Here is a 7,026-nt window from a genome sequence, read left to right on the forward strand (position 1 = left end):
TCACGACTGCCTGGCAGTCTCCCCAAACAATGACGGTCCGGCTGGTGAGTAACCCTCAGCCCTTATACAAGCCACCCGATGCCCCTTATTGACTGACCGCAGCTCCGGCATTCCATCCCTGCATGCGTCTATCGCGATTGGACACCTGGTGCTGAACACGCACCCCTTTGGCGGGTTCATAGGACTCGGAAGCTCGCCCGAAAGTATTATCCTCTCCCGCCTGGATTCGACTGCCGGGTCCGGGATGGGAATGGCAGAGAGCAGGGCCCTCGTATACGGGTGCTGGGGGTTTTTGTGGAGCTCGTTGCGGTCTGCAATCTCAACAATCTTCCCCAGGTACATCACTGCCACCCGGTTGCTCACATGCCTCACAACGGCCAGATCGTGGGCAATGAACAGGTAGGTCAACCCCAGCCTCTGCTGCAGCTCTTTCAACAAGTTAATAACCTGGGCCTGGATCGATACGTCCAGAGCGGACACCGGCTCGTCGCACACGATGAAGCTGGGGCTCACCGCAAGCGCCCGCGCGATGCCGATGCGCTGCCGCTGGCCGCCGCTGAACTCGTGCGGATACCGGTCTACCATGAAGGGGTTCATCCCAACAGTCGTCAGAAGCTCGGCGACGCGGTCCTGGTACTCGGCTTTCGTTTTCGTGAGCTTGTGGACTATCAGGGGCTCTCCGATTATGTCTCCGCAGGTCATGCGGGGGTCCAGCGAGCCGTAGGGGTCCTGGAAGATTATCTGCATCTTCCGGCGGAACCCGCGCATTTCGGCGCCGGACAGCCCGCTGAGGCGCGTCCCTTCGAACGTAACGTCGCCGGACGTGGGTTTGTAAAGCTGGAGTATGCACCTGCCGAGCGTCGTCTTGCCGCTGCCGCTCTCCCCCACCAGGCCGAGCGATTCGCCCTTGTCGATCGACAATGTCACGTCGTCGACCGCTTTCACATCGGCGACCTTGCGCTGCATCACAATGCCGGAGGTCACGGGGAAGTACATCTTGAGGTTCTTCACCTCCACCAGCGCCTCGCGAGAGCCGTTTGCAGTCGTCAAAGTCCCCTCCGTCATACAGCGGTGGCGCGCGTGAGGTCAGGAAGCTCGGCCCAGCGCCAGCAGGCGGATGAGTGCGAGCCGTCCACATGGAGAAGCGGCGGGATCTCGGCCCGGCACTTGTCGATCGCGTACTTGCACCTGGGTGCAAAGCGGCACCCGTCCGGCAGGTGGGCCAGGTCCGGCGGGACTCCGTCTATCGGCTCCAGGCGAGAGCCTTCTGGAGAGTCCAGGCGCGGCACAGACCGCAACAGGCCGAGCGTGTAAGGATGTCGCGGCCGCTCGTAGATCTCCCGCGCATTGCCCTCTTCAATTATCTTGCCGGCGTACATAACCAGCACGCGAGATGCGTATCTGGCAACAACGCCCAGGTTGTGAGTGATGATAATCAGGGCGGTGCCCAGGTTGCGGCAGATAGACCGCATCAGCTCCAGTATCTGCGCCTGAATCGTCACGTCCAGGGCAGTGGTCGGCTCGTCGGCAATGATGAGCTTGGGGTTGCAGCTGATCGCCATCGCAATCATCACGCGCTGGCGCATCCCGCCCGAGAGGTGATGCGGGTAATCGCGAAGCATACGGTCGGGGTCGGGTATCCCCACCATCGCGAGAAGGTCGCGGGCGCGGTCCCTGGCAGCGCCGGGGCTCATGCTCAGGTGCAGCTCCAGCGTCTCGGTGAGCTGCCGCCCGATGCTGAGGACAGGATTGAGCGATGACATCGGCTCCTGGAAGACCATCGCCATCTTGTTGCCGCGGACCTTTCGCATCTCGGACTCAGACAATGCGAGGAGGTCTCTCCCCTCAAACAACACTGAACCGTCGACAATCCGTCCGGGAGGGTTGGCAACAAGCCGCATCAGCGAGAGCGCGCTGACGCTTTTGCCGCAGCCGCTCTCACCGACAATGCCGACAATCTCGCCTTCTTCGATTGTGTAGCTAATCCCGTCGACGGCCTTGACCACGCCGTCCTGAGTGCGGAAATGCGTGGAGAGGCCCTTCACTTCGAGAAGTCGTCCCATTCACTTTCCTTGACCGCCGGGATAAGGCATATGATATCAGCTTTTGCCCGGAATTCGCCTGGTTTAGGTACAGGCACGGGGGATCGCCACCAAGCTACCCCCATAGTATCGCTACGTAGTGCAAAGTTACTATTGAAATGGTTTATTAGGTGGGTTGGGCCAAGCTATGTATAATACACAGCAGTTTGGGTTAACGTTCACCGCACCAACTATGAGCAGCGACAACAACGATCAATCCCGGCGCGGGGATAGCTCCGAAAGCTCGCAAGAGAAGGAAGAGCTTCGCCAGATGCGCATGCAGATGTTCGACGTCTCCAACCGCATCGCACTACTGAAAAGCGAGATTGCGGAGAAAGAGGAGCGCCGCGCTGCCCGGCACGAGCGCAGCCGCCGTCACCACCGCCGGAAAAAGATCGTACGTTTAATTTGGGGGGCTGTGCTGGTACTGGCCCTGACCGCCATTGTGCTCAGCATCCTCCTCTGGGTTTAAGAGGCCCCTCCTCCTGAAATGTAACGAATCGCCCAGGCGGGCGGTTATGCCGCCCGCGCGACCCCTCTGCATCCCCGCTGCCGCCCCGTCCCCTTGACACCCCAACCCCCGCCTCTACAATGTCCCCATAGGCAAATTCCGCCGCCAGGAGCCCGCCGTGCCCCATTCCGCTTCGCCCTTCGCAACGTACGTCGTCGGCAGTCTGCCCCGCCCTCAATGGGTGCGCGATGTCATAGAGGACCGCAAGGCGGGCCGGCTTTCTGAGGCCGATGCGGACAAGCTGCTGGACGGCGCGGTTCTTTCCGCCGTGCGAATGCAGGAGCGCGCAGGGGTCGACTACCTTTCCGACGGCGAATGGCGACGCGAGAGCTACGTGAAGGTGTTCACCGAGGCGGTAGCGGGCTTCACCCCGGACCTCACCGTGGCCGCCCAGGGGGTTGCCTACCCCGCCGTCACCGGCAAGCTGAAGCCCCGCCGCCCAATGGCCGTGGAGGAGGTGCGCTTTCTCAAACAGAACACCGCCTCAAAGGTCATCGCAGCAGTTCCCTCGCCCTACACCGTCGCAAGAAGGATGTGGTCTCCCGACCACTCCCGCAAGGCGTATCCCACCCGCGAAGAGTTTATGGACGCGTGCATCCCAATTGGCCGCCAGGAACTGGTAGCCCTCGTGAAGGCCGGGGTGGACGCCATCCAGCTCGACGACCCCTGGCTCGCCCTCCTGGTAGACGCCGACTACCGCAAGCGCGAGGGGATCACGAGCATCGACAGCGAGGCCACGCTCTCCGTCAAGGGCGTGAACGAGTCCGTCGCCGGCTTCTCCGGCGTGCCCGTCAGCGTCCACCTCTGCCACGCCCACTTCAACCGCCGGCACGCCACAAAGGGCGCGTACGACCTGATCATAGGCGCCCTGGGGCAGATGAACGTCCAGCGCTTTGCAATGGAGTTCGCCACGCCCGACGCGGGCGGCCTGGGCGCGCTGAAGCACTTCCCGAAGGACAAGGTCCTGGGCCTCGGCGTTATTGACCACACAGACCGGCACGTGGAGACGCCGCAAGAGGTCGTCGATCGCACGGAGCGCGCCATGGAGTACGTGCCCAAAGAGCGGCTGACCCTGAACCCGGACTGCGGATTTGCGCCTTCCAGCATCAACCCCATGGACTTCGACGAGGCGTACCTGAAACTCGTGGCCCTGAGCAAGGGAGCGCGGATGCTGCGAGAGAAGTACGCATGAAGCTGCCGAACGGCGAGAACTGCACCGTTGACCGCGACACCATCGCCGATTACCTCCTGTCTGCCACGCACCCGACCGGCCAGATAAAGGCGAAGTCCTTCGCGGCATTCGGCTTCGAGCGCGTGGACCTGGATGACGTTGCGGCGAGCCTTTTGGACCTTGGGCGCAAGGGCGAAGTCGCCGGCGCCACAGAGACTAGCCACGGCGCGAAGTACTTCGTGGACGGCGCGCTGGAGTCCCCCGTCGGCATCAAGATGTTCATCCGCACCGAGTGGGTCGTGGACAGGGGATCGGATATCCCCGCCTTCTCGGCCGTCTATCACCACGCACCGCCGCCAAACGCCGGAGGGTAAATGTTCAGAGAGCTGGAGCTCGTAGTCCTCACCCGAAACGTCCCCGAACACCGCCTCCTTGCCGGAGACGTGGGCACCGTGCTCCACTGGTACAAGGACGGCGAGGCCTACGAGGTGGAGTTCCTGACCGGCGACGGCCTCCCCGCCGCCGTCGTCACGCTCTCAAAGGACGACGTCCGGGAGATCGACTCCGCAGAAGTGCTCCACGTGAGGAGGATACGTTAGCATCATATGCCAACCGCTGAAATCGTCGCCATCGGCTCCGAGCTGCTGCTCGGCCAGATCGTAGACACCAACTCCGCCTGGATGGCCCAGCGCCTCTCCAACCTGGGCATCAACATGTACTTCAAGACCGTCGTCGGCGACAACCCAAAGCGCATGAACGAGGTGATCACCCGCGCGCTGGAGCGGTCGGACATCGTCATTACCGGCGGCGGGCTCGGCCCCACGCAGGACGACCTCACCCGCGACATCGTCGCCGAGGTCACTGGCCGCAGGCTCATGCTCGACCCCGCGCTGCTGGACCAGATAGAGCAGCGCTTCCGCAAGCGCGGCTTCATCATGACCCCGAACAACGAGCGCCAGGCCTACGTGCCGGAAGGCGCAATTCCCGTCTCCAACCCCAACGGAACCGCGCCGTCCTTCATCGTGGAGGACCCACGCGGCGTCGTCATCTCCCTCCCCGGCGTCCCGTTCGAGCTCCAGTGGCTCTTCGAAAACGAGGTGGTCCCCTACCTCCGCCGCAAGTTCAACCTGAACGAGGTGATCTGCTACCGCGTGCTCAAGGTCTCGGACATGGGCGAGAGCGCCGTGGACGACCGCATCGGCCACCTCATCGCCAACTCCAGCAACCCTACCGTCGGCGTCCTGGCCCACCCCGGCCAGGTGGACGTGCGCATCACCGCCAAGGCGGCAGACACCGCCGAGGCCGCGCGCCTCATGGCCCCGCTGGAGGCCGAGATACGCCGCCTTCTGGACAACAAGGTGTTCGCGGTGGACAACGAGACGATGGAGGACGCCGTCGGCAAGCTTCTTAAAGCGAACAAGAGCACGATCGCGGTGTACGAGGACCTCACCTGCGGAATGGTGGCGGAGCGCCTGCTCCAGGCCGGCCGCGAACACTTCGCCGAGGGCGTAATCGGCAACAGCCTCACCTCGGTCCGCAGGCTCCTCGCCTCCGCCGGCCGCGGCAAGGTCGAAGACGTGGCAGACCCCGATCAAATAGCCGTGGAGCTGGCGAAGGCCATCCGCGTCGCCTCGGGCGCCGACATCGGCTTCGCCGTCCACAGCGTCCCCGACTACACGGACGGCGCGCAGAACCTCGCCCGCGGCCAGACCTACATGGCGATAACCGACGGCTCAGGCGTGAGGAAGCGCACGTTCAACACGGCGGGACGCGGCCGCCCGGACCGCACCCGCACCAGCATGCACGCAATGGAGCTCGTCCGCCGCGCTCTGACAGAAGGCTACCCGGACAGGATTGCGCCAGTGGCCGACCCGAGTAACTGACGAAAAAAGAGCAGGGCCCCCGGATTGCTCCAGGGACCCTGCGAGGAAGGTGCCATAGGGAACACCTACCTACCGCACCTCCGACTGCTACTATCCAAAACCTAGCCTCCTTTCCAGAGTCCCCAAAGAATTTTAGACTATCATCTGCCACACTACGGACTCTGAGTTTCATTATAACCACGAAATACAGAGAAATTAAAGGGCTTTTCCGCCGATCGCCCCGCCGGCGGCTTCACACAGCCACAAACAGATTTCCAGAGAAGCGCGAGGGCAACATTCTCCCGCTTACGCAGGTCCGTACTTCCGCCCCTACCCTTTCGCCTTCTCCGCCTTCACGAACTCCTGGCCGGCGTTGATGAACAGGTCCCACACCCGCGCGTTCGACGTTATCTCGTCGTACATCCTCTTCCCCGCGCCGTGCACCCGCTCGCGCACCTTCGCCTCGAACTCCTTCACCCTCGGGTGGTTCGGCTGGCCGAGCAGGCCCATCGACTGCGCAATGTCGTTCGGGCCGGAGGTGTAGTAGTCGATGCCCTTCACCGCCAGTATCTCGTCGATGTTCTTGAGCGACTCCACGTCCTCAAGCTGGGCGATGACTATTATGTTCGCGTTCGACCACTGCATGTACTCCAGCGCGGACTTGTGCCGGCCGAACGTGGCGGCGCGCGAAGAGCCGTAGCTGCGCTTCCCCTCCGGCGCGAAGCGGCACGATTCCGCCAGCTTCCGCGCCCGCCCCCCGTCCGTGATGTGCGGCCCCATGATCCCCAGCATGCCCCTGTCCAGGAACCGCAATATGGTATCCGGCTCAATGTTCGGAACCCGTGCGATGGGCGTCATGTCCACCATCTCGCAGATGCGCACCAGATCATCGAGGCTCTCCGGCGTGAACGGCCCGTGCTCGCTGTCGAACTGCACAAAGTCGAAGCCCGCCAGCGCCATCAGCTCAATGACGGTCGTGGACGACCACGTCAGCGTGAATCCGTGGGCCCGCTTGCCCTCGCGGGCGAGCTCGATAAGCTTGTTGGGTTTCATGGCATCTCCACCGGTCAAAAAGTAGTGCGTGGAATTGTAATGGAGTGGAGTGGGAATGTGTAGTTTAGAGCGTATTCCTGTAGGGGCGGCAACGCTCTGAAGGAGCGTGTTCCCTGGGTCCAGCCCAACGGGCTGGGTAAGGTCCGACATACCAGACGGCCTGAAGGGCCGTGTTAAGTCCACACCGAAGGATGCCCCCGAGAACACGTTGACATGGCCGGGTAACACGCCCCTTCAGGGCGTTTCGTGAATTGGTCTCTTTACCCAGCCCGGTGGGCTGGGCTCAGGGAACACGGCCCTTCAGCAACTGTCTTGGAAGTCAATAGAGATTCTGGCTCTTTCAGCGTT

Annotated in this window: 8 protein-coding genes; 5 read left to right on the forward strand and 3 right to left on the reverse strand. The window is 62.7% G+C overall.

Annotated features, from left to right (window positions below; translation table 11 throughout):
- The gene (locus FJ319_04360) at positions 1 to 1,065 is read right to left on the reverse strand and encodes an ATP-binding cassette domain-containing protein (GenBank protein ID MBM3933523.1); all 1,065 of its coding nucleotides are present in this window, start codon (positions 1,063 to 1,065) and stop codon (positions 1 to 3) included.
- On the reverse strand, positions 1,062 to 2,063 hold the full coding sequence (locus FJ319_04365) for an ABC transporter ATP-binding protein (GenBank protein ID MBM3933524.1): 1,002 nt from the start codon (positions 2,061 to 2,063) through the stop codon (positions 1,062 to 1,064). Before FJ319_04365 ends, FJ319_04360 begins: the two co-directional genes overlap by 4 nt.
- A gap of 211 nt (positions 2,064 to 2,274) precedes the next feature.
- Between FJ319_04365 and FJ319_04370 the strand changes: the two genes are divergently transcribed.
- The 5 genes from FJ319_04370 to FJ319_04390 all read left to right on the forward strand — a co-directional run bounded on the left by FJ319_04370 (position 2,275) and on the right by FJ319_04390 (position 5,646).
- Complete coding sequence (locus FJ319_04370; protein MBM3933525.1) at positions 2,275 to 2,553, forward strand: hypothetical protein; 279 nt, start codon at positions 2,275 to 2,277, stop codon at positions 2,551 to 2,553.
- A gap of 127 nt (positions 2,554 to 2,680) precedes the next feature.
- Positions 2,681 to 3,784: a cobalamin-independent methionine synthase II family protein gene (locus FJ319_04375; GenBank protein ID MBM3933526.1), complete on the forward strand. Its 1,104-nt coding sequence runs from the start codon at positions 2,681 to 2,683 to the stop codon at positions 3,782 to 3,784.
- A complete protein-coding gene (locus FJ319_04380; protein ID MBM3933527.1) occupies positions 3,781 to 4,137 on the forward strand; it encodes a hypothetical protein in 357 nt (118 codons plus the stop codon). Before FJ319_04375 ends, FJ319_04380 begins: the two co-directional genes overlap by 4 nt.
- On the forward strand, positions 4,138 to 4,362 hold the full coding sequence (locus tag FJ319_04385) for a DUF4926 domain-containing protein (GenBank protein MBM3933528.1): 225 nt from the start codon (positions 4,138 to 4,140) through the stop codon (positions 4,360 to 4,362). It begins immediately after the preceding gene.
- Positions 4,363 to 4,368: 6 nt separating this feature from the next.
- The gene (locus FJ319_04390) at positions 4,369 to 5,646 is read left to right on the forward strand and encodes a CinA family nicotinamide mononucleotide deamidase-related protein (protein MBM3933529.1); all 1,278 of its coding nucleotides are present in this window, start codon (positions 4,369 to 4,371) and stop codon (positions 5,644 to 5,646) included.
- A 309-nt stretch (positions 5,647 to 5,955) separates the two neighbouring features.
- Here FJ319_04390 and FJ319_04395 read toward each other — a convergent pair whose 3' ends face one another.
- A complete protein-coding gene (locus tag FJ319_04395; GenBank protein MBM3933530.1) occupies positions 5,956 to 6,828 on the reverse strand; it encodes a hypothetical protein in 873 nt (290 codons plus the stop codon).
- Positions 6,829 to 7,026: the final 198 nt, after the last annotated feature.

The organism is SAR202 cluster bacterium (genome assembly GCA_016872355.1).
In the GTDB taxonomy this organism is placed as follows: domain Bacteria; phylum Chloroflexota; class Dehalococcoidia; order Lucifugimonadales; family VGZY01; genus VGZY01.